The organism is Lactimicrobium sp. (genome assembly GCF_036453465.1).
Classification (GTDB): domain Bacteria; phylum Bacillota_I; class Bacilli_A; order Erysipelotrichales; family Erysipelotrichaceae; genus Bulleidia.
On sequence record NZ_JAZHUW010000040.1, the window covers coordinates 1 to 19,293 of the forward strand.

The window sequence follows — 19,293 nt, forward strand, 5'->3', positions numbered from 1 at the left end:
CTGGCTGCCTTGGGCAAGTCAAACTAACAAATGAACAACGCCAAAAGAAAAAAGGCGCTGCAGCACCAAGATTCATTGACTAAACTATGTCAAATCATCTTATTCGTTACAGCCCCTTTTAAGAATATGAAAATACTGTATCTTGACTGCCATATGGGTGCCTCCGGAGATCTGCTCAATGGTGCCTTAAGCGAACTTGTCGATCAGAAGGAATATCTTGAGATTATGAACCAGTGCGGACTGGAAGGCATTCATTTCCTTGCGGAGACAAAAGAAAACGGCAGTGTTTCCGGTACGCATATTCAGGTGCTGATTGACGGCCATACAGAAGAAGAGGCATCTGACCATGATCATCATCACCACCATCATGAGCACCACACCATGCAGGAAATCATGGATACGATTGATTCTTTGAACCTCAGTGAACATGTCCGCAGTGAGACAAAGGCAGTGTATCAGCTGCTGGCTGAGGCAGAAAGCAAGGCTCACCACATGCCGGTATCTGAGATTCACCTGCATGAAGTGGGGATGAAGGATGCTATTGCCGATATTGCCGGCTGCTGTGTATTGATGGAGATGATTGCACCGGATCGGGTGTATACAGGTTCTTTGCGCACAGGCAGCGGGACAGTGCAGTGTGCCCATGGCATTCTGCCAGTACCGGCACCGGCAGTGGCTGCTTTGCTGGAAGGCATGCCGTTTGAAAAGGGTGACGTGGACGGGGAACTGTTAACACCTACCGGCGCAGCCTTGCTGAAACACTTTACCAGCAGCTATGACAATCCGCCGAGGATGATCCTGCACAAAGAAGGATGCGGTGTTGGCAGCCGCCATTTCGATGAGCCAAATGTGCTGCGGGCATATCTTGGTGAAGCGAATGATGATGGTGAAGTGGTGGAACTGGTGGCATCAATGGATGATATGACCGGGGAAGAGATTGGCTATGCCGCAAACAAACTGATGTCCGCCGTGGCGCTGTATGTGTATACAACACAGATCTACATGAAGAAAAACCGGCCTGGGGTATCATTTACATGCATGTGTCTGAAATGTGATGAACAAAGGATGATTGCACTGATGTTCAAGCATCTTTCCACACTTGGCATCCGTTCATATTCATCCCGCCGCTATGTCATGAGGCGCACCATGAATGAATGGCAGACACCATATGGGACAGTACATGAGAAAAGGGCGGATGGCTATGGCATTCAAAGATCAAAGCTGGAGTATGAAGATCTGGCCAGAATCGCAGATGAGGAAGATATCAGTCTGTATGCTGCCCGTAAACTTGTATATGGCAGTAATAAATAAGCAAAATCCAGGAAAAAATCAGAAAAATAATGCATGACACTGCCATGATTTGCTATCCTTAAAGCAGTACAAGGGATGGAGGTTATCCATGGGTTTGTCTGATATGCGCTGGGATGTCATTCTGGGCGGCTTTGGCCTGTTCATGTTTGGCATTAACTTTATGGGCGATGCGCTCAAGGAGTTTGCCGGTGATAAGCTGCGGGAATATATTGACCGCTATACTTCGAATCCGTTCAGTGCTTTTCTGATTGGTATTGTCATCACTGTTGTCATGCAGTCTTCCTCTGCTTCCACTGCCATTACCATCGGCATGGTCAGAGCGGGACTGATGACATTGGAGCAGGCTGCAGGCATCATCATGGGAGCGAATATCGGCACCACGATCACTTCCTTCCTGATTTCTCTTGATATTGGCAAATATATCCTGTATGTCATCTTCGCCGGTGCCATGCTTACATGTTTCTCTTCACGGCGTAAAGTCAAGTGTCTTGGCAATATTCTGATGGGGTTTGGCATGGTCTTCTATGGCCTGGACTCTATGGGCGAAGCATTGAGCGTGATCAAGGACATTCCGGCGTTTACCAATATTGCCATGAAGCTGTCTCAGAATCCGCTGCTGTCGCTGCTTGCCGGAACGATCATGACCGGTGCCGTGCAGGCATCGGCTGCTACGATCGGTGTTGTGCAGAAGATGTATCAGGCAGGTGCGCTGAGCTTTCAGGCGGTGCTTCCCTTTGTGTTTGGCGCCAATATCGGCACTACGGTAACAGGCATTCTGGCCAGTGCCGGCGGCAGTACCGCAGCCAAGAGGACAGCCGGTCTGCATACTCTGTTCAATATTGTTGGTTCTGTCATGGGCATGATTCTGCTCAAACCGCTGAGCAGTGTTATTCTGCATGTGTCTGCCGCACTTGGCATGAATATGATGATGCAGGTTGCCCTGGCTCATATTACTTTCAATGCCCTGGCAACCCTGATCTTCTTCCCGCTGCTGAAACAGATGTGTGCACTTGTCCGCAGGATCATTCCAGGCGAGGAACCAAAACGTCTGCAGGTGGATGTGGATCATCTGGATCCTTCTCTGGCAAGACGGCTGCCGGCAGCGGCCTTAAGTGCTGCCGAGGAAGCGATTCATTCCATGTCTGATGCGGTTGTGGAAAATGTGCACAATACACGTGATTATCTCAATAACAAGGGCGGTGAAGAGGAACTGCAGATGATTGACCAGGGAGAGTCCGTGGTCAATGACTATGATAAGAAGATTACAGCATATCTATTGGAAGTCAGTATGGCGGGTGATTTGTCACCTTCGGATACATTGGAGCAGCGCACAGATCTGGATAATGTGAAGAATCTTGAGCGTATTGGTGATATTGCCATGAACCTGAAGGAATTCTTCCAGATGATCCATGAAGATCAGAAGGGTCTTTCGCCAAGTGCTGTCTATGAGATCAACCGGATGTACAACCAGTTTGATGCGATGTTTGAGAAACTTCTGCAGCTGGCAAAAAACAGATCTCAGGAAACCTATGATGAACTGTTGAAACTGGAAGATGAGATGGATGTACTGGAGTACAATGCCAGAGAAGCACATTTTGAGCGTATGGCAAAGAAGATCTGTACAGCTCCGGTGGCTTCCTCTGTATATTGTGACATTCTGTCCAACCTGGAAAGAATGGGTGACCATTGCTGCAACATTGCCCGCAGTATGATGAAGATGACAGCCGATCATACCGGGGATGACAAGCATCTCAATCCAAGACTGGATGATAACAAACAGAGATAAGAAATCAAAGAAAATGGCAGCGTTCAGTATTCACACTGAATCCTGCCATTTTTGTGTCAGAACTTTGCCTGCATGTATACCTGATGGTCCAGAGTCATAACCTTGAAGCCATCTTCATCCAGCAGACCATAGGTGCGGGGATGGTTCTGCTTTGGCAGAGAAATGGAGCCTGGATTCAGCAGCCAGATGCCATCCTTCTGATATGCTGTTGGAATATGTGTATGGCCAGAGAGAAACATGTCTCCTTCTTCCAGTACAGGCAGATGATCCGGGCCATAGATATGGCCATGGCTCATAAACAGTTTATGGCCTGCAAATGGCATGGCACAGTAGTCACTCATGCATGGAAATTCCAGCACCATCTGATCTACTTCAGCTTCACAATTGCCTCTTACGGCAATGATCTTTTCCTTGAAGCTGTTCATGATGGGGATGACCTTCTTTGGTGCATAATCTTCAGGCAGATCATTTCTGGGTCCGTGATAGAGAATATCACCCAGACATAAGATCCATGTACAGTGATGATACACAAAGGCATCTGCCATTGCCTGTGCCCCTGAGAGGGCACCGTGAATATCTGAAACAACAAGCCAGTTCTGTTTGTCCATAACGTTCCTTTCATTGGCGGTACTGCCGCCTTGTTTGTAAATCGTACCATGCGAACATATAATTGTGAGGTATCAACGGGAGAAAAACTATGGAGAAAAAGTGTATCATCGTCGGTGTTACCGGCGGTATTGCCGCATATAAAGCATGTGCACTTGTGTCGATGCTGAAAAAGGCAGGACATGATGTGCATGTCCTGATGACAAAGAGTGCCCAGGAATTTGTCACACCGCTGACGTTTCAGACTCTGTCAGCTAACCGTGTGATCACAGATATGTTTTCGGTGGATTATGAGCCGGATGTACATCACATCTCACTGGCGAAGAAAGCAGATGCTTTTGTGGTGGCACCGGCAACGGCAGACTTTATTGCCAAGGCTGCCAATGGCATTGCGGATGATATGCTGACAACGACATTCCTGGCAGCATATTGTCCAAAGCTGGTTGTACCGGCTATGAATACACATATGCTTGCCAATCCTGTTACCCAGGATAATCTGCGCAGATTGAAGAAGTATGGCATCCACATCATGGAAAGCGATGCCGGCTATCTTGCCTGTGGGGATGTTGGCAAGGGCAGAATGCCTGAGCCATCAGAGATTGCGGATGCACTTTCCATCCTGCTGTATTCCGATAAGTTTCTGGCAGGAAAGCAGGTGTTGATTACCGCCGGCGCGACCCAGGAAGCCATTGATCCGGTCCGCTGCATCACCAATCATTCTACGGGCAGAATGGGATATGCTCTGGCCAGGGCAGCCCGCAATGCCGGTGCTGCGGTGACACTTGTCTCAGGCAAGACGGATCTTCCTGTTCCCTATGGTGTACATATGGTGCCGGTTGTCTCGGCCAAAGATATGGCCGATGCTGTATTGTCTCTCAGTGATGGCATGGATGCCATCATCATGGCTGCTGCGGTGGCTGACTATACGCCAGTCAAGGCTGCAGATGAAAAGATCAAGAAAGAGGATGGCAATCTGCAGATTGATCTTTGCCGAACAACGGATATTCTCAAGGAGCTTGGCAGCCGCAAACATGAAGGCCAGGTATTGATCGGCTTTGCCATGGAGACGGAAAACCTCTTTGCAAATGCACAGAAGAAGCTGTTGGAAAAGAATGCGGACTTTATTGCCGCCAATTCGCTGCGTGACAAGGGTGCCGGCTTTGGCGTGGATACTAACAAGGTGACAATTCTTTCCAAAGACCATCAGGAACAGCTTGGCTTGTTGAGCAAAGATGATACGGCAGAAGAGATTCTGAAATACTGCCTGAAGAGGGAGAAGTATGCTGCTGGCCGTTGATGTAGGAAATACGAATATCTCCATGGGCATCATGGAGGGGGAGAAGATCCGGGCATCGTTCCGTCTGATTACCAGAACAGAAAGAACAAGTGATGAGCTTGGTGTGATTGTTTATGATCTGTTGGAACGGGCCGGCATTGGCATTGAGGATATTGAAGCCGTGGTGATTTCCTCGGTTGTGCCAAAGCTGATGTATACTTTGACTTCCTGCATGAAAAAGTACATTGGCAAAACACCGATTGTCATTACACCGCAGATGGAGTGCGGCATTGCTCTGAAGGCAGATAATCCTAGGGCGGTGGGTGCGGATCGCATCGTAGACTGTGCCTATGCGTATCATACGTTCAAGCGTTCCTGTATTGTCGTTGACTTTGGCACGGCCACAACTTTCGACTATGTTAACGGTGCAGGTGAATTCCGCTACACCGTGATTGCCCCTGGGCTTGGTATTTCGGCAAGTGCATTGACTTCCCGGACTGCCAAGCTGCCTGAGATTGAGATTAAAAAGCCTGCATCTGTGCTTGGCTCCAATACGATCACAGGCATGCAGGCAGGTGTTGTCTATGGCTATATCGGTGCCGTGGAATATATTCTGAAAAAGATGAAAGCTGAGCTGCAGGATCCTGACTGCTATGTGGTGGCAACCGGCGGTCTTGGCCGGGTGATTGCTAATGAAACGGATGAAATTGATGCCTATGATCCGGATATTGCCTATAAGGGCATTCGGATTATCTATGAGCTGAACAGGAGGAAGAATTCATGAGAATCTTTGATCTGCATGCGGATCTGGCTATTGCCATCCGCCAGTTTCCAAATGAAAAAGCGGTATTGAAGAATCACTGGGACAGTCGTCTTGAAAAAGGTGAGATCATGTACAGTGCTGCGGCTTCCTTCTTTGCGGGAAAGGAATCCTGGCAGGATATGATGGATACGGTAACGATGGTCAGAGATGATATCATCGCTTCCGGCCATACACCAATGCTCAGTATGGATGATTTTGATCCGGAATCCAAACATGTCAGCTATCTGATGACCGTGGAAGGTATGTGCGGTATCCATGATGATCCGGAGAAGAAGATTGACTGGCTGTATGATATGGGCAATCGGATTGGATCTTTGGAATGGAATGATGAAAATGATCTGGCAACGGGAAACAGCGGCCATGCCGGCAGGGGATTGACAGAGTTTGGCAGGCGTGCCATTGCCAGAATGAATGAGCGCCATATGATTGTGGATGTATCTCATGCCAATGAGAAGACATTCTGGGATATTCTGGATGCCAGTAAGACACCGGTCATTGCGACTCATTCCAATGCCAAGGCATTATGCTATGTGCCCCGCAATCTGACCGATCAGCAGATTGTGGCACTGTGTGACAAGGGCGGTCTGATTGGTCTGAATGCCTGTGAGGAATTCATTGCCGCAAAGCAGGAAGACCGCAGTGCAAGAACGCTGGCAAAGCATGCCAGATTCATGGCGGATCTGGTCGGTGTATCTCATGTGGCCGTCGGCTTTGATCTTGGTGGATATTACAGCAAAGCAGAGGGCCATGATCTCTATGATCCTGAGCAGGCCCAGAACTTTATTGAAGGCTTAAAAGCAGAAGGATTCAGTGAAGAGGAAATCGAAGATATTGCCTGGCGCAATGTGTATCATTTCCTGCAGAAATATCTTTGAGCAGCCACCACTGCTCTTTTTTTCTGGCCAAAAAGAAAACCAGGTTTCCCTGGTCTGTAAACTTCATTACTTCCAAAGTACATCCGGATAAATGCCGGCATCTTTCATGGCCTGAATCTTGGCGACAACACCTGGCTTATCCTGCTGGTAGGTGACACCAAACCACTTGTCAGAAGATGACAGCATCTTGACAGTGACCTTGCCTTCATCAATCAGCTGACCGATGGCAGTCGGAATAACATGCTCGCACTTCATCGGGTCTTTCTTGATGGCCTCATGGATGAAGGTATCAAAGATCTTCTCACAGTCATCGAAGACAGCCGGTGTAAAGCCCCAGAAATTCATGGAAACAAGTGTATCATCCGGCAGCTGCTTCCATTCATCACCATCTTTGTAAATGGCATGGCCGTCTTTGCGGGCAATTTCCTTTACCTCAACAATGTGGCTCAGATTGCCGTTTTCATCTGTCTGGCACACACCTCTTGTCACGGTGCCATTGTCTGTCAGTGTGTTGACACACGGATAGCCGACCATGGCGTAGTGATTGTCGGATACTTCATTGCAGAGGTACTGATACATAACCTTATAGGCGTCTTTGCCGTAGAAGTCATCCGCATTGATGATGGCAAACGGCTCATTGACAATCCCCTTGCAGGCAAGCAGAGCATGGGTTGTGCCCCATGGCTTGACACGGCCCTCCGGTACCTGTACATCGGAAGGAATATTGTTCATATCCTGATAGGCAAATTCTACATCCATATGCGGTGCAATCTTGTCCGTCAGTGCCTTGCGGAAAGCAGCTTCATGTTCTTTCTTGATGATCAAAACAACTTTGCCAAAGCCTGCTTCCTTGGCATCATAAATGGAAAATTCGATGATTGGCTCACCGTGGCTGCCAACGCCGTCAATCTGCTTCATTCCCCCGTAACGGCTTCCCATGCCTGCCGCAAGAATGACCAGTGTAGGTTTCTTCATACGATTTCAAATCCTCCTGAATTGCACCTTTATTGTAACATGGGTGCAATTGCCATGGTCATGAATTTCTGGAAACCATGTATAATGACAGACAGAGGAAGAATATGAAAGAACTAGTACTGGCCAGCCGCTCGCCGCGGCGTAAGGAAATTCTGTCATTGTGCGGCGCCTCGTTTATTTGTGACCCCGCCGATGTGGATGAAACGATTGATCTTACCAGACCATTATCAGAAGAGATTGAACGTCTGTCTGTCAAAAAGGCAGAAACTGTACTGGCAAGACACCCGGATGCGGTGGTGATCGGCAGTGATACGATGGTTGTGATTGATAACAAACCGCTGGGTAAACCACATACCAATGAGGCTGCCTTTGCCATGCTGAAAAGCCTGCAGGGACGTACCCACCATGTATTGACGGGACTCTGCATCATTTCCAAAGAGGCGTGTTATCGCACTTCTACAAGTACAGCTGTGCACTTTCTGGAGATGAGCGATGAAGAGATCAACAGATATATTGCCACGGGAGAATGCAGTGACAAGGCAGGTGCCTATGCCATTCAGGGCTATGGCGGCAGGTATATCAAAGGTATTGAGGGTGATTATTATGCCGTGATGGGACTGCCATTACATCTGGTTTATGAGGAGCTGAAAAGAAGACAAATGCTGTAAAAATACAGCGGGGGAAGAACATATGGTACGATGGGCAAAGATCTGTGGGAATCAGTATTTTGGCTTCTGGATTGCTGGAATCTTATTTTTTGTGCTGCAGGAGTTTCCCTATCTGCTCATGCCTTTGTTTCATCTGGAAACAAATCCCATCATGAATATGACAGAGACTTCTGCCACACTGGATCTGTTGGAAAAGATATCTGGTACTGCCTGTATTGTGCTGATGCTCTTTATTGTTCACAAAGATGCAAGTGTATTCTCTGCTTCAAACAGCAAAGACAGACTTTTCTTCATTCTTGCCATAGTAATTCTTCTGGCAAACTATGCTGGCTGGGCACTCTATTTTACTGGTCATCAAAGTATATCCATCATGATGATCTTTCTGGTGGCCCTGCCGCCGCTGTATTACACAGTCATCGGAATGTGGCGGCATAATACACCATTAACGATTGTTTCCCTGGTGTTTTTCATCATTCACTTTGTGCATGTATATGGCAATCTGAATGGATAGCCTGATTGCCTGCATCTGATCACATATCAACAGGTCTGCTGGAATACAGCACGTATGAAAGAGAGGCTGCTTCATGTCAAAGGCGGAAACAGAAGAAAGCAGAAAAAGATGGGAAGAGAATGCGGCATTCTGGGATGCGGCTATGGGCGATGCATCCAATGAATTTCATAGAAGAGCAGTGAGTCCGAAGGTAACCGAGCTGCTGCAGCCAGAAAAGGGTGACTATATTCTTGATATTGCCTGCGGCAATGGGAACTATTCTGTATATCTTGCTGCAAAGGGGATCCGTGTAACTGCATTTGATTACAGTGAGAAGATGATTGCTTTGGCAAAGAAACGCCAGGCAGCATATCCAGACAGGATTGAATTCTGTGTGGCAGATGCCACCAGCAGGCAGAGCATGATGGCATTGCGAAGGGAACATCCCTATACAAAAGCAGTATCCAACATGGCCATCATGGATATTGCGGATATCAGGCCGCTGTTTGAAGCAGTACATGATCTTCTGGTGGAGCATGGCATTTTTGTCTTCTCCACGCAGCATCCCTGCTTTGTGACCAGAACTGACAAATATATGACAGCACACAGCTATGAAGGTGAGGCTATCCTTGGCCAGCCGCAGAAGCAGCTGTATTTCCATCGCTCTCTGCAGGATCTTTTCAATGTCTGTTTCGATACAGGATTTGTGATTGATGGCTTTGCGGAAACATGCTGGAAAAATCAGGAAATACCGGAAGTGATCATTGTCAGAGCCAGAAAGAAATAGATAGAAAGGTGGTACCTGCTGTATTTGCCCTGACTTTCTTGGGGGGATTGGAGTTTGTATGTTGATTTTACATGCAGGTTTGGGTAGAATAGCAGAGCAATGCCGCTTTAGTATAGTGGTAATACGCATCCATGGTAAGGATGAACGGGCAGTTCAATTCTGCCAAGCGGCATACAAAGAAGATGATCCTTGTGATTGTCTTCTTTTTTTGTAAAAAACATCCGATTCATGCGAATCGGATGCCTTTGAAAAATCATTTTTATTTGTGCACTTCTTATTTTGCCATCTTCAGGGCAAAGTCTGCAGCTTCTTTCAGCTGCTCAGCATTTGCTTTGTTTTTGACATAGAAGGTTTCCTCTGCTGTTGGAATACCCTTGTCACTCAGCTCTTTGCGGATCAAGTCTATGCTGTGTCTGGAAATCCAGGAAGTTGAGAAGATGACGGCTTTGCCAACTTTGGACGGGTCCAGATTTCTCAGATAATTTTTCAGATGTTTGTCCAGGCCATAAGCATATAGTGCTCCGCCAACAAACAATACATCTGTTTTTTCCTTCAGCTGAGCTTCACCGGTGTCCACAGAGACTGCTTTGACATGCAGGGCATTGGCAATTGCCTCTGCAACTAACTTTGTGTTACCGGATCTGGAATAATATCTGACTGCTGTATTCATATGCCTGCCTTCGTTTTCTATTACTTTTGATTGTTAATCGACTGATACTTCTGTATCAAGAATCTTGTAGAGAATGCGGTAAAGCTCTTTCGCTTCATCGATACTGATCGGAATGCACTTGCCGATCTGCAATGGCACATTGACAAGTTTCTGTTTCATGTCTCTGCCTGCTTTGGTCAGATGAACGGTAACCTTGCGCTCATCCTCTTTATCACGCTTTCGAATGATGTAACCCTGCTTTTCCATTTTCTTTAACAGCGGGGTCAATGTGCCATTGTCCAGATGAAGCCGCTCACCAATCTCGCCAACCGTTACTCCATCTTTCTCCCACAATACCATGAATGTGATGTACTGGGTATAAGTCAGATTCAATGGCTTGAGATAGGGTGTATAAGCACTTACTACCTTTCTGGCAGCAGCGTACAGGGGAAAACACAGCTGCCTGTCTAAACGCAGCAATTCATCTGGATTCATCACTTTCAGTTTTTCTTTTTCCATCTCGTCCATCACATTCCCTCTGCCGGAATCATTTCCGGCATGTATCTATCATCGAATTGCTTACAGCAGTTCTTCCACTGCCTGTTTGACATCCTTCATCTTTTCGGTTGGCTCAAAGCGGCGCACCACATTGCCATTGCGGTCAACCAGGAACTTTGTGAAGTTCCATTTGATCTCACTGTTATGCTGATAATCCGGATCAATCTTCTTCAGCATGGCACTCATCATCAGTGCCTTTGGACCTTTGCCAAAGCCATGGAATGTCTGCTGGCTCTTGAGGTACTTATAGAGGTCCAGGGCATTGTCGCCATTGACATCACTCTTTTTCATCTGGTCAAACTTTGTATTGTATTTCAGTGTGCAGAACTCATGGACTTCTTCATCCGTACCCGGTGTCTGGCCGGCAAACTGGTTGCAGGGAATATCCAGGATCTCAAGTCCTTTATCATGATCTGCTTCATAGATTTCTTCCAGATCTTTATATTGAGGGGTAAAGCCGCAGCCGGTAGCAGTATTGACAACCAGAACGACCTTTCCTTCAAACTTCTTCATCGAAACTTCATTGCCATTGCGGTCGATAACAGAATAATCGTAAAAAGTGCTCATTTTTTTCCTTTCTGCTGCATCAGCAGCGGCCAGTGGCCAGATGTGAATCATTTATACCTCACGCAATAATATTTTATCAAATATAAAATGCAGAACAAGCAAGATGATCTTTCGTTCATGAAATGGGTATTGAAAGAATAACAAGGCGGTTTGCTGTTTTTCCAATTCTGCAATTCGAATGGATATAATGGAGCTATGTTAAAGATTGCAATATGCTGTGGCGGCGGTTTTTCTTCCAGTGCACTGGCCGCCCATCTGGAAAAAGAAGTGAGTAATCTGCACTTGGAAGATCAGGTTCAGTTTATCTTTATTCCGATTGTACATCTGCTGGATCGTGAGAATGAAGTGGATATTGCGATGGTTTGTCCGCATTGTGAATGGAAGGTAAGACAGGACGCAAAGAAGTATACGATTCCGGTGGCGGTGATTCCGCCGCGTCTGTATGGTCTGATGCCGGTGCGTGATTTTGTGGAGGATGCGCAGGATCTGATGGCGCTGTGGAAGAATGGGACTCCCAATGTGGTGACGTTTGCGGATGAGCCGCGTCCTCTTGCTGTAAAAAGAACCGTCTCACACCGCAGGTGGCTGCGGCATGAAACGGCTGATTTCAAAGCGTTAGGGAAGTGATGATGTTTTCCGCCTGACGGATGCCGTCAACGGCACTGGAGACAATGCCGCCGGCATAGCCTGCTCCTTCTCCACAAGGATATAATCCTTTGCAGGAAAGGGATGTGCCATCCTCATTGCGCAGAATACGGATGGGAGAGGAAGACCTCGATTCCATGCCGACCATGATGCCTTGGCTGATAAAGCCGGGTATTTTTTTATCGAAATGGACGAATCCTTCTTCCAGCGCATCATTGACAGGCTTTGGAAACTGCTTGTGCATATCTTCGAGGATGATACCGCGCGGAAAAGAAGAAGGAATGACAAGGTCTGATGAGATCCGGTGTTCCAGATAATCCTTGATATTGGAGGCAGCGGCCTGATAGCCGGGATGGAAAGCAATTTCTTCCAGGTGTTTCTGGAAGGCAAAGCCATCCATCGGGGAACCGTGGTCAAAGTCCTTGCTTGGAATCTGAACAAGAATGGCACTGTTGGCATTGGCACCGTCTCTTTTTGAATAACTCATGCCATTGACAGCCAGCGTATTTTCCATTGTAGAAGCAGGAATGACCACACCGCCTGGGCACATGCAGAAAGAATAGACACCTCTGCCATTGCTGGCATGATACGTCAAAGAGTAAGAAGCAGGGGAGAGAGCTGGATGGTTTGCATATTTTCCATACTGATTCTGATTGATCAGTTTCTGTGGATGTTCCACTCTGACACCCGCTGCAAAATCTTTTGGCACCATTGTGATGCCCTGGTCAAAAAGATTGTGATAGGTGTCGGCAGCACTATGGCCGGCAGCAAGAATCACATAGGGAGACAAAAAGGTACCTTTATCTGTTTCAATGCCAGTGACCTGTCCGTTTTCAACTCTGAGGCTCTGCATGCATGTTTCAAAGTGCACTTCACCGCCCAATGAGATGATCTTTTTACGGATGTTGACAACCACGGTTCTAAGTACATCTGTGCCTAGATGCGGTCTGTGCTGCCAGGCAATGGCAGGATCACCGCCTGCTTCTACCAGTTCTGACAGTACTTTCTGTACCCGTATATTTTTCATGCGGGTTGTCAGCTTGCCATCTGAGAAGGTGCCGGCGCCGCCTTCACCATACTGCACGTTGGAAGTAACATTCAGGATGCCTTTGGTAAAGAATGCCTCAACATCCTTAGCTCTTTGATCAGCAGGTTTGCCGCGTTCAATGATAATCGGGCGCAATCCTGTCTCGGCCAGCAGCAATCCGGCAAACATGCCAGCCGGGCCAAACCCGACAATGATCGGACGGATGGAAGAGAAAACCGGAGCAGGATTCTGGTAGATTCCCGGCTTTCCTTCACTGACATCCTTCTGTTTCAGATAGTGGTGTTCATTTCTTACTGTGGCAAGCACAGTATAGCTTTCATGCATTTCATCCTTGCGGGCATCCAGTGATTCCTTTTCAATCTGGAAAGACTGGATGTCATCCTCGGTGCAGTGCAGTTTCTTTGCAATCTGGGTTTTGGAAAGGGTCTGCCCGATGGGGCAGTATACTTGGTGGATTCGCAGCATATTTATTTTCTCCTGAGCCAGAATTATAGCGCATCTTTTGTGCCGGACCGCGAAATTCGCATTATCATATTAGTGGAAATTACTTATGGGGTTCACTATCATGAAAATGGTGAAAATAAGAGGAGGAAGAAAAATTTCATGGAACGTTTTGATTATCAGGTAACAAATACGCTTGGTATTCATGCCCGTCCTGCCGCAATGGTTGCTCAGGCCTGCACTGATTTCAAGTCAGCAGTCACAATTGAGTGCAATGGGGCAAGTGCTTCCGGACGTGATGTGCTGCAGATTCTTGCTCTGCATGCCGCAAAGGGCAGCGTACTGCATTTCAGCATCGAAGGTGAGGATGAAAAAGCTGCTGCCGAAAAGATTCAGTCGGTTCTGAATGAACTGAGCCCGAAAGATAAGCCGGTATCCGTGCTCAAAGTTGCTTTCTTTGGCACCAAGGATTATGACCGTCTGTTCTTCACAGAGCTGTCCTGTGACAAGGGTGAAGGTACCTATAATGTCGATATTCACTACTTCAATTCCCGTCTGACACGTGAAAGTGTGCATCTGGCAGAGGGCTATGATGCTGTATGCATCTTCGTCAATGATGAGGCTGACCGTGATGTTGTTGAGCAGCTGGGCAGCTATGGCGTCAAGCTGATTCTGCTGCGCTGTGCTGGTTTCAACAATGTTGATCTCAAGACAGCCAAGGAGCAGGGTATCACCGTTCTGCGTGTGCCGGCATATTCTCCGTATGCCGTTGCCGAGCATGCCATGACCATCATTCAGGCTGCCAACCGCAGAGTTGTCAAAGCTTACAACCGTGTCAAGGATAATAACTTCACGCTGAATGGTCTGCTTGGTGTCGATCTGCATAATAAGGTTGCTGGTATCATGGGTACCGGCCGTATCGGTCAGATCATGGCCCAGATCTGCAAGGGCTATGGCATGACCGTGCTTGGCTGGGATGCATATCCGAATGCCAAGCTGGAAGAGTCCGGCCTTCTGCATTATGTAACCAAGGAAGAACTGCTGGAAAAGGCAGATCTGATTTCCCTGCATGCACCGCTGATCATGGGTGAGGGCGGCACCTATCATCTGATTGATGATGAGGCTATTTCCCACATGAAGGATGGCGTCATGCTTGTTAATACAAGCCGCGGCGGCCTGATTGATGTGGATGCTTTGATCAGAGGCCTGCGTGCCAATAAGTTCCATGCCGTTGCATTGGATGTCTATGAAGGTGAAGATGACAATGTCTATGTCGACCATTCCGATGACATGATGCAGAATTCCATCGTGGCCAGACTGACAACCTTCCCGAACCTGATTCTGACATCTCATCAGGCCTTCTTCACACGTGAAGCCCTGCAGGCAATTGCGGCTGTCACAATGGAGAATGCCAGAAACTTCAACGAAGGTCTGCCGTATGGCAATGCCGAAGTGAAGTAAGCAGCTGGTTCAACAAACATCAACGATTATATGCAGATCAGAGAATTTCTCTGGTCTGCTTTTTTGTGTCGGGACGAATGGTAAATCTCTGATCAGCATTCCAGTCATATTCGCCAGATCCATCATTCAGCAATGCAAAGTACATGCACATCATAGTTTTACGATCAAAACTATTAGTATGACAGATTACGAGGATCATTAGTATGCTTTTTTTTAGGATACGATACCGGTATGATGATACCGGAGAAGATGCTTTATGATGTCAGGCATCAATGCTGCGCATGCATGGGCAGAGATTGAATGTCGCCGTTTTCTGGAGTAAATGAGGAGGACCAGATGAAAGGTACAATTATCGTAATAATTATTTTTATCATTGCCGTTATTGCACTGATCATGAATTTCAAGAGAATTGTCAGATGGTTAAAGGGTATTAAGTAAGCGTATCTTCACCATATCTTTTGCCATGCTCCATCAGCAGGTGTCTTATGAGGCCCTGCTTTTTTCTTTGAAAAAGCCTATACTGAGAACAGAGGATAGCGTATATGAAAACAAAATTATCATGGCAGCAGTGGCTCACCATCATTGTGTTTGGCCTGATTGGTCAATTGGCCTGGGCTGTGGAAAACATGGAGTTCAATCTGTTTCTGTTCAATCAGATTGGCGGCAGTGCCAGTGACATTGCGGCCATGGTTGCCTGGAGTGCGGTGGTATCTACCATTGCCACACTGGTTGGCGGCATCATCTCAGACCGGATGGGACACCGGCGCTATTTCCTGTGTATCGGCTATGTTGTCTGGGGCATTATGACGGCATTGTTCGCATTGATTTCAAGAGAACATACAGCTGCGCTTTTCCCGGGAATGTCCACAGCAAAAGTGCTGGCAATGACAGTCACGATTGTGATTGTCATGGACTGCATCATGTCCTTCTGTGGATCACTTGCCAATGATGCCTCCTTCAATGCCTGGGTAACGGAAACAAGTGATGAAACAAACCGCGGCACAATTGAAGGTGTATTGAATGTATTCCCACTACTGGCCATGTTAATTGTGGCTGGCACCGGCAGTATTCTTTCTTCATTGCTTGGCTGGCCGGCATTCTTTGTAGTCATTGGGGCCAGTGTCAGTGTGGCAGGACTGCTGGGACTGCTCTTTGTACCGGATACAAGACCCGTACAAAGCAAAGAGAAGATGAATTTTCTGGAAAGCATTGTCTATGGTTTCCGGCCATCTGTGATCCGGGAAAATGCAAAATTCTATCTCTGCCTGCTTGGCATCTGCATCTTCAATATCTCTGTCCAGGTATTTATGCCGTATCTTCTGATTTATCTGGAAAAGACACTGGGATTTGGCGATGCCTTGAGCGGTCTGGTTATGGCAGTGATCATTATCTTTGCCAGCATCTGCTCTCTGGCAGTTGGCAGACTGGTGGACCGCTATGGCAAACGCACACTTGCTTTCATCAGTGTATCTCTTTACTGCATCGGTTTGTTTGCGGCAGGCTTTTTGACATCTGCGATTCCATTTATCATTGCCGGCATCATCATGATGACAGGCTATGTATCGATTCTCATTCTGTTTTCCAGTGCCATCCGTGATGAAACACCTGTAGATCATGTCGGCATGTTTCAGGGGATCCGCTTACTTGCCTATGTGCTTGTGCCGATGATCATCGGACCAATGATCGGCAGCGGTCTGATCAATGGCTTCAGTCATCAGACCTATGTCAATTCCTATGGGGAAACAGTACTGTTACCGGTTGGCGTTTTGTTTATCGCCAGTGCAATTGCAGGTTTACTGCTGTATCTGTTTGCCTTCTGTTTTCCAAAGCAAAAGAAAAAGGCGGCAGGTGCCGCCCATAAAGCTCAGTGATTGGAAGGATCCTTACCCTCGATGAAGGCTCTGACATCAGATGCCAAAGCATGGACATTATCCTCACCAAGGTAAATCATATGGCCTGATCCATAGCCCTTCCAGAACGTTCTGTCCTTAGGCAGATGGTCATGGTCAAGAGTATGGAAGACAAAGCCGAACTCCGTGCAGAGGTCAAACCAGCCATTGGCAAAGAAGGCACGCATGCCAGGTCTGCGGTCCATTGCTCTGCGCAATTGCTCACCGGTTGTTCCCATTGGTGTTTCCTTGTCCCAGTTTTTCCAATAGTTGGCAAGCTGCACATAAGTACGGTCGAGCTTGACATTGAGTCTTGGCAGAACATCGCCGGTCAAGGCAGCATAGAAGTAAGCATCATAGCGGTCTGCTGTGGCATCATCTTCTTCGCCTTTATTGCGCTCTTCCAGCTGTGGCAGCAGCAATGGTCTTGTCACACGGCCGTCATAGCGGGATACGGCCTTGCCGTCTTTGCGGCATACTTCCGAGCGGAAATCATCATCGCCGATACGCAGATCACGTGCTTCCAGATATTCTCTGGATACACCGGTGTAATAGCAGACCTTTTCAATGATCTGCTCTTTTTCTTTCTCATCAAGTGATTCACCTTTGTAGAGAGCCAGCAGGTAATCATGATCGGCGAATGCCTTGGCTTCTTTGACAAAGTCTTCAACGGACTGATCCGTTGGATGATGGTGATACCAGTTGACAGCGGCATAGGTAGGGAAGCCGATGATACTGGATTCTACCGGCATACCCTGGCCGAAGTACTGTCCGCATGTGATGGTATTGCCGATCATGACAACGCCGTCAAAGGCGATGCCATAGGCACGCTCTTTGCCTTCACTTGCCGCAATACCAACGGCGGTTGCGGTTCTTGTGCAGCCATAGCTTTCACCAACCAGATATTTCGGTGAAAGACCACGGTTATACTTGCGGCACCAGAGCTCAATGAAGTTCAGCAGTGCTTCGGCATCCTGCTCAATGCCAAAGAAGTCCTTCTTCTTATCCTGGTTGAGAAGAACACCATAGCCGGTGCCAACCGGATCAATCAATACAAGATCAGCAATGTCCAGCAGGCAGTCCGGATTGTCGATGACTTTCCAGGGACCGAATGCGGAAGGACGGTCAGGCTCACCATAGCTGACTCTGCGTACACCCAGGAAGCCAGTATGGACATACATGGAAGAACTGCCAGGGCCGCCATTGTAGCCAAAGATCACAGGTCTTGTGCTGGCATCTTTGACATCCGAACGGAAATAAGAATACGAGAAGATGGATGCAGCGGCTTTTCCTTCAGAATCATAGAAGACATTGTCTTCGGATACCGTCTTATAAGGAATCGTTTTGCCATTGAGTGTAATGGAACCTTCGGAAGTGAAGCGGGCTGGCTTGAAATCATCCTGCTTCATGCTTTCAGTCTGATACAACATATTTAGCCTCTTTTCTATGGGCACCATTATAGCAAAGCGGTCAGCAGAATGGAAAAGATGCGACTTAGCAGTTAATAGATCTAAATGCCAGAAATGATTAAGCTTAATAACAAGCAAATCGATAAATACTGGCGGAAATAAAAGTGAAGAAATTTAGCACTTAACTATTGACAGTGCTAAACAAGTGATTACTATTATGAGTGTAAGAGGTGAGAGCCTCAGGGAGGTAATGATATGAGATACGCACCTGAAAGAAGTTTGTTTGAAGATATGTTCAATGAGTTTGGCCTGAATTCTACAGGTCTGATGAGAACAGATGTCCATAAGAAGGATGGCAGCTACAGTTTAGAGGTTGAGCTGCCGGGATATCACAAGGATGATATCAAGATTTCTCTGTACAATGGTGAGCTGACGATCCGTGCACAGCACAATGAGAGCAAAGAAGAGAAAGACGCCAAGGGTGAAGTCATTCATTCCGAGCGCAGCTATGGTGCCGTGAGCAGAACGTTCTACGTTGGCGATCATGTGAAGGAGAGCGACGTACATGCGTCCTATAACAACGGTATTCTGACTGTGACGGTTCCTTCCGCTGAGAAGAAAGAAGCCGAAGAGAAGAAGTACATTGATATCCAGTAATCAGTAAACCGAAGTTTGATCAGTAAAGGAGATGATTGCAATGAGGTTCATGCCGGATGTGAGAGATGATTTTGATCTGTTTGATGATGTCTTTGACAATGGGTTTGATGTTCCGATGTTCAATCAGGAGCCTGTGCTGAAGACAGATGTGGTTGAGAAAGACGGCAAGTATATCATGAAGACAGATCTGCCGGGCTTTGCAAAGAATGACGTGAAGGTAACACTTGAAAATGGTACATTAAGCATTCATGCCACACGTCATGAGAACAAGGATGAGAAAGACAAGAAGGGCAAGGTACTGCGCCGTGAAAGACGGTATGGTTCCTACAGCCGCAGCTTCTATGTCGGCAATCAGGTGAAGGATTCCGATGT

Annotated in this window: 20 protein-coding genes and 1 tRNA gene; 14 read left to right on the plus strand and 7 right to left on the minus strand. The window is 47.2% G+C overall.

Annotated elements, in window-relative coordinates; translation table 11 throughout:
• The first annotated feature begins 126 nt into the window (after positions 1–126).
• Positions 127–1,311 carry a nickel pincer cofactor biosynthesis protein LarC gene (larC, locus tag SOI44_RS08965; protein WP_331348871.1) on the plus strand — a complete coding sequence of 395 codons (1,185 nt, stop codon included), beginning with the start codon at positions 127–129 and terminating at the stop codon, positions 1,309–1,311.
• A gap of 88 nt (positions 1,312–1,399) precedes the next feature.
• On the plus strand, positions 1,400–3,097 hold the full coding sequence (locus tag SOI44_RS08970; RefSeq protein ID WP_331348872.1) for a Na/Pi cotransporter family protein: 1,698 nt from the start codon (positions 1,400–1,402) through the stop codon (positions 3,095–3,097).
• Between the two features lie 56 nt (positions 3,098–3,153).
• Here the strand turns inward: SOI44_RS08970 and yfcE are convergent, their stop codons facing one another.
• Complete coding sequence (gene yfcE / locus SOI44_RS08975) at positions 3,154–3,705, minus strand: phosphodiesterase (RefSeq protein ID WP_331348873.1); 552 nt, start codon at positions 3,703–3,705, stop codon at positions 3,154–3,156.
• Positions 3,706–3,794: 89 nt separating this feature from the next.
• Here yfcE and coaBC point away from each other — a divergent pair, with 89 nt between their 5' ends.
• The 3 genes from coaBC to SOI44_RS08990 are packed head-to-tail and all read left to right on the plus strand — an operon-like array spanning position 3,795 to position 6,677.
• Positions 3,795–5,000, plus strand: coding sequence for a bifunctional phosphopantothenoylcysteine decarboxylase/phosphopantothenate--cysteine ligase CoaBC (coaBC, locus tag SOI44_RS08980; RefSeq protein ID WP_331348874.1), 1,206 nt, complete (start codon positions 3,795–3,797; stop codon positions 4,998–5,000).
• On the plus strand, positions 4,984–5,763 hold the full coding sequence (locus SOI44_RS08985) for a type III pantothenate kinase (protein WP_331348875.1): 780 nt from the start codon (positions 4,984–4,986) through the stop codon (positions 5,761–5,763). Before coaBC ends, SOI44_RS08985 begins: the two co-directional genes overlap by 17 nt.
• Positions 5,760–6,677 carry a dipeptidase gene (locus SOI44_RS08990; RefSeq protein ID WP_331348876.1) on the plus strand — a complete coding sequence of 306 codons (918 nt, stop codon included), beginning with the start codon at positions 5,760–5,762 and terminating at the stop codon, positions 6,675–6,677. Before SOI44_RS08985 ends, SOI44_RS08990 begins: the two co-directional genes overlap by 4 nt.
• Before the next feature lie 66 nt (positions 6,678–6,743).
• Here the strand turns inward: SOI44_RS08990 and SOI44_RS08995 are convergent, their stop codons facing one another.
• On the minus strand, positions 6,744–7,652 hold the full coding sequence (locus SOI44_RS08995) for a sugar phosphate nucleotidyltransferase (RefSeq protein ID WP_331348877.1): 909 nt from the start codon (positions 7,650–7,652) through the stop codon (positions 6,744–6,746).
• Between the two features lie 104 nt (positions 7,653–7,756).
• Between SOI44_RS08995 and SOI44_RS09000 the strand changes: the two genes are divergently transcribed.
• The 4 genes from SOI44_RS09000 to SOI44_RS09015 all read left to right on the plus strand — a co-directional run bounded on the left by SOI44_RS09000 (position 7,757) and on the right by SOI44_RS09015 (position 9,769).
• The gene (locus tag SOI44_RS09000) at positions 7,757–8,320 is read left to right on the plus strand and encodes a Maf family protein (protein WP_331348878.1); all 564 of its coding nucleotides are present in this window, start codon (positions 7,757–7,759) and stop codon (positions 8,318–8,320) included.
• A gap of 22 nt (positions 8,321–8,342) precedes the next feature.
• The gene (locus SOI44_RS09005) at positions 8,343–8,831 is read left to right on the plus strand and encodes a hypothetical protein (RefSeq protein ID WP_331348879.1); all 489 of its coding nucleotides are present in this window, start codon (positions 8,343–8,345) and stop codon (positions 8,829–8,831) included.
• Between the two features lie 73 nt (positions 8,832–8,904).
• Entirely contained in the window at positions 8,905–9,597 is a 693-nt protein-coding gene (locus SOI44_RS09010) for a class I SAM-dependent DNA methyltransferase (RefSeq protein ID WP_331348880.1), read from the plus strand.
• Between the two features lie 101 nt (positions 9,598–9,698).
• A tRNA-Thr gene (locus SOI44_RS09015) sits at positions 9,699–9,769 on the plus strand.
• 102 nt (positions 9,770–9,871) lie between these two features.
• Here SOI44_RS09015 and SOI44_RS09020 read toward each other — a convergent pair.
• The 3 genes from SOI44_RS09020 to SOI44_RS09030 are packed head-to-tail and all read right to left on the minus strand — an operon-like array spanning position 9,872 to position 11,371.
• On the minus strand, positions 9,872–10,267 hold the full coding sequence (locus SOI44_RS09020; protein WP_331348881.1) for a flavodoxin family protein: 396 nt from the start codon (positions 10,265–10,267) through the stop codon (positions 9,872–9,874).
• A gap of 33 nt (positions 10,268–10,300) precedes the next feature.
• Positions 10,301–10,774, minus strand: a complete 474-nt coding sequence (locus SOI44_RS09025) for a MarR family winged helix-turn-helix transcriptional regulator (protein WP_331348882.1) — start codon at positions 10,772–10,774, stop codon at positions 10,301–10,303.
• 51 nt (positions 10,775–10,825) lie between these two features.
• Positions 10,826–11,371: a glutathione peroxidase gene (locus SOI44_RS09030; RefSeq protein WP_331348883.1), complete on the minus strand. Its 546-nt coding sequence runs from the start codon at positions 11,369–11,371 to the stop codon at positions 10,826–10,828.
• 195 nt (positions 11,372–11,566) lie between these two features.
• Here SOI44_RS09030 and SOI44_RS09035 point away from each other — a divergent pair, with 195 nt between their 5' ends.
• On the plus strand, positions 11,567–11,998 hold the full coding sequence (locus SOI44_RS09035; protein WP_331348884.1) for a PTS sugar transporter subunit IIB: 432 nt from the start codon (positions 11,567–11,569) through the stop codon (positions 11,996–11,998).
• Here the strand turns inward: SOI44_RS09035 and SOI44_RS09040 are convergent.
• Positions 11,979–13,529, minus strand: coding sequence for an NAD(P)/FAD-dependent oxidoreductase (locus SOI44_RS09040; protein ID WP_331348885.1), 1,551 nt, complete (start codon positions 13,527–13,529; stop codon positions 11,979–11,981). The two genes, SOI44_RS09035 and SOI44_RS09040, sit on opposite strands and share 20 nt — an antisense overlap.
• Positions 13,530–13,667: 138 nt before the next feature.
• Between SOI44_RS09040 and SOI44_RS09045 the strand changes: the two genes are divergently transcribed.
• Together SOI44_RS09045 and SOI44_RS09050 are read left to right on the plus strand one after the other, a co-directional pair.
• Positions 13,668–14,966 (plus strand): fused HPr family phosphocarrier protein/2-hydroxyacid dehydrogenase, encoded by a 1,299-nt coding sequence (locus tag SOI44_RS09045; protein WP_331348886.1) that lies wholly within the window; start codon positions 13,668–13,670, stop codon positions 14,964–14,966.
• Positions 14,967–15,508: 542 nt separating this feature from the next.
• Positions 15,509–16,837 carry an MFS transporter gene (locus SOI44_RS09050; RefSeq protein ID WP_331348887.1) on the plus strand — a complete coding sequence of 443 codons (1,329 nt, stop codon included), beginning with the start codon at positions 15,509–15,511 and terminating at the stop codon, positions 16,835–16,837.
• On the opposite strand, the gene SOI44_RS09055 is transcribed toward SOI44_RS09050, so the two are convergent.
• Entirely contained in the window at positions 16,831–18,285 is a 1,455-nt protein-coding gene (locus tag SOI44_RS09055; RefSeq protein WP_331348888.1) for a S10 family peptidase, read from the minus strand. The genes SOI44_RS09050 and SOI44_RS09055 overlap by 7 nt on opposite strands.
• A gap of 234 nt (positions 18,286–18,519) precedes the next feature.
• Here SOI44_RS09055 and SOI44_RS09060 point away from each other — a divergent pair, with 234 nt between their 5' ends.
• Together SOI44_RS09060 and SOI44_RS09065 are read left to right on the plus strand one after the other, a co-directional pair.
• Entirely contained in the window at positions 18,520–18,921 is a 402-nt protein-coding gene (locus SOI44_RS09060; RefSeq protein ID WP_331348889.1) for an Hsp20/alpha crystallin family protein, read from the plus strand.
• 49 nt (positions 18,922–18,970) lie between these two features.
• Positions 18,971–19,293 (plus strand): Hsp20/alpha crystallin family protein (locus SOI44_RS09065; RefSeq protein WP_331348890.1); only part of this gene is annotated, 323 nt, incomplete at its 3' end.

What these genes read in the sequence shown, in the direction of transcription:
- SOI44_RS09030 (WP_331348883.1), bottom strand. Translation starts at nt 11,371, where the DNA reads ATGAGCACTTTTTACGATTATTCTGTTATCGACCGCAATGGCAATGAA.
- larC (WP_331348871.1), top strand. Translation starts at nt 127, where the DNA reads ATGAAAATACTGTATCTTGACTGCCATATGGGTGCCTCCGGAGATCTG.
- SOI44_RS09010 (WP_331348880.1), top strand. Translation starts at nt 8,905, where the DNA reads ATGTCAAAGGCGGAAACAGAAGAAAGCAGAAAAAGATGGGAAGAGAAT.
- SOI44_RS09000 (WP_331348878.1), top strand. Translation starts at nt 7,757, where the DNA reads ATGAAAGAACTAGTACTGGCCAGCCGCTCGCCGCGGCGTAAGGAAATT.
- SOI44_RS09060 (WP_331348889.1), top strand. Translation starts at nt 18,520, where the DNA reads ATGAGATACGCACCTGAAAGAAGTTTGTTTGAAGATATGTTCAATGAG.
- yfcE (WP_331348873.1), bottom strand. Translation starts at nt 3,705, where the DNA reads ATGGACAAACAGAACTGGCTTGTTGTTTCAGATATTCACGGTGCCCTC.
- SOI44_RS08995 (WP_331348877.1), bottom strand. Translation starts at nt 7,652, where the DNA reads ATGAAGAAACCTACACTGGTCATTCTTGCGGCAGGCATGGGAAGCCGT.
- SOI44_RS09045 (WP_331348886.1), top strand. Translation starts at nt 13,668, where the DNA reads ATGGAACGTTTTGATTATCAGGTAACAAATACGCTTGGTATTCATGCC.
- SOI44_RS08990 (WP_331348876.1), top strand. Translation starts at nt 5,760, where the DNA reads ATGAGAATCTTTGATCTGCATGCGGATCTGGCTATTGCCATCCGCCAG.
- SOI44_RS09055 (WP_331348888.1), bottom strand. Translation starts at nt 18,285, where the DNA reads ATGTTGTATCAGACTGAAAGCATGAAGCAGGATGATTTCAAGCCAGCC.
- SOI44_RS09050 (WP_331348887.1), top strand. Translation starts at nt 15,509, where the DNA reads ATGAAAACAAAATTATCATGGCAGCAGTGGCTCACCATCATTGTGTTT.
- SOI44_RS09005 (WP_331348879.1), top strand. Translation starts at nt 8,343, where the DNA reads ATGGTACGATGGGCAAAGATCTGTGGGAATCAGTATTTTGGCTTCTGG.
- coaBC (WP_331348874.1), top strand. Translation starts at nt 3,795, where the DNA reads ATGGAGAAAAAGTGTATCATCGTCGGTGTTACCGGCGGTATTGCCGCA.
- SOI44_RS09040 (WP_331348885.1), bottom strand. Translation starts at nt 13,529, where the DNA reads ATGCTGCGAATCCACCAAGTATACTGCCCCATCGGGCAGACCCTTTCC.
- SOI44_RS09035 (WP_331348884.1), top strand. Translation starts at nt 11,567, where the DNA reads ATGTTAAAGATTGCAATATGCTGTGGCGGCGGTTTTTCTTCCAGTGCA.
- SOI44_RS09020 (WP_331348881.1), bottom strand. Translation starts at nt 10,267, where the DNA reads ATGAATACAGCAGTCAGATATTATTCCAGATCCGGTAACACAAAGTTA.
- SOI44_RS08985 (WP_331348875.1), top strand. Translation starts at nt 4,984, where the DNA reads ATGCTGCTGGCCGTTGATGTAGGAAATACGAATATCTCCATGGGCATC.
- SOI44_RS09025 (WP_331348882.1), bottom strand. Translation starts at nt 10,774, where the DNA reads ATGGACGAGATGGAAAAAGAAAAACTGAAAGTGATGAATCCAGATGAA.
- SOI44_RS08970 (WP_331348872.1), top strand. Translation starts at nt 1,400, where the DNA reads ATGGGTTTGTCTGATATGCGCTGGGATGTCATTCTGGGCGGCTTTGGC.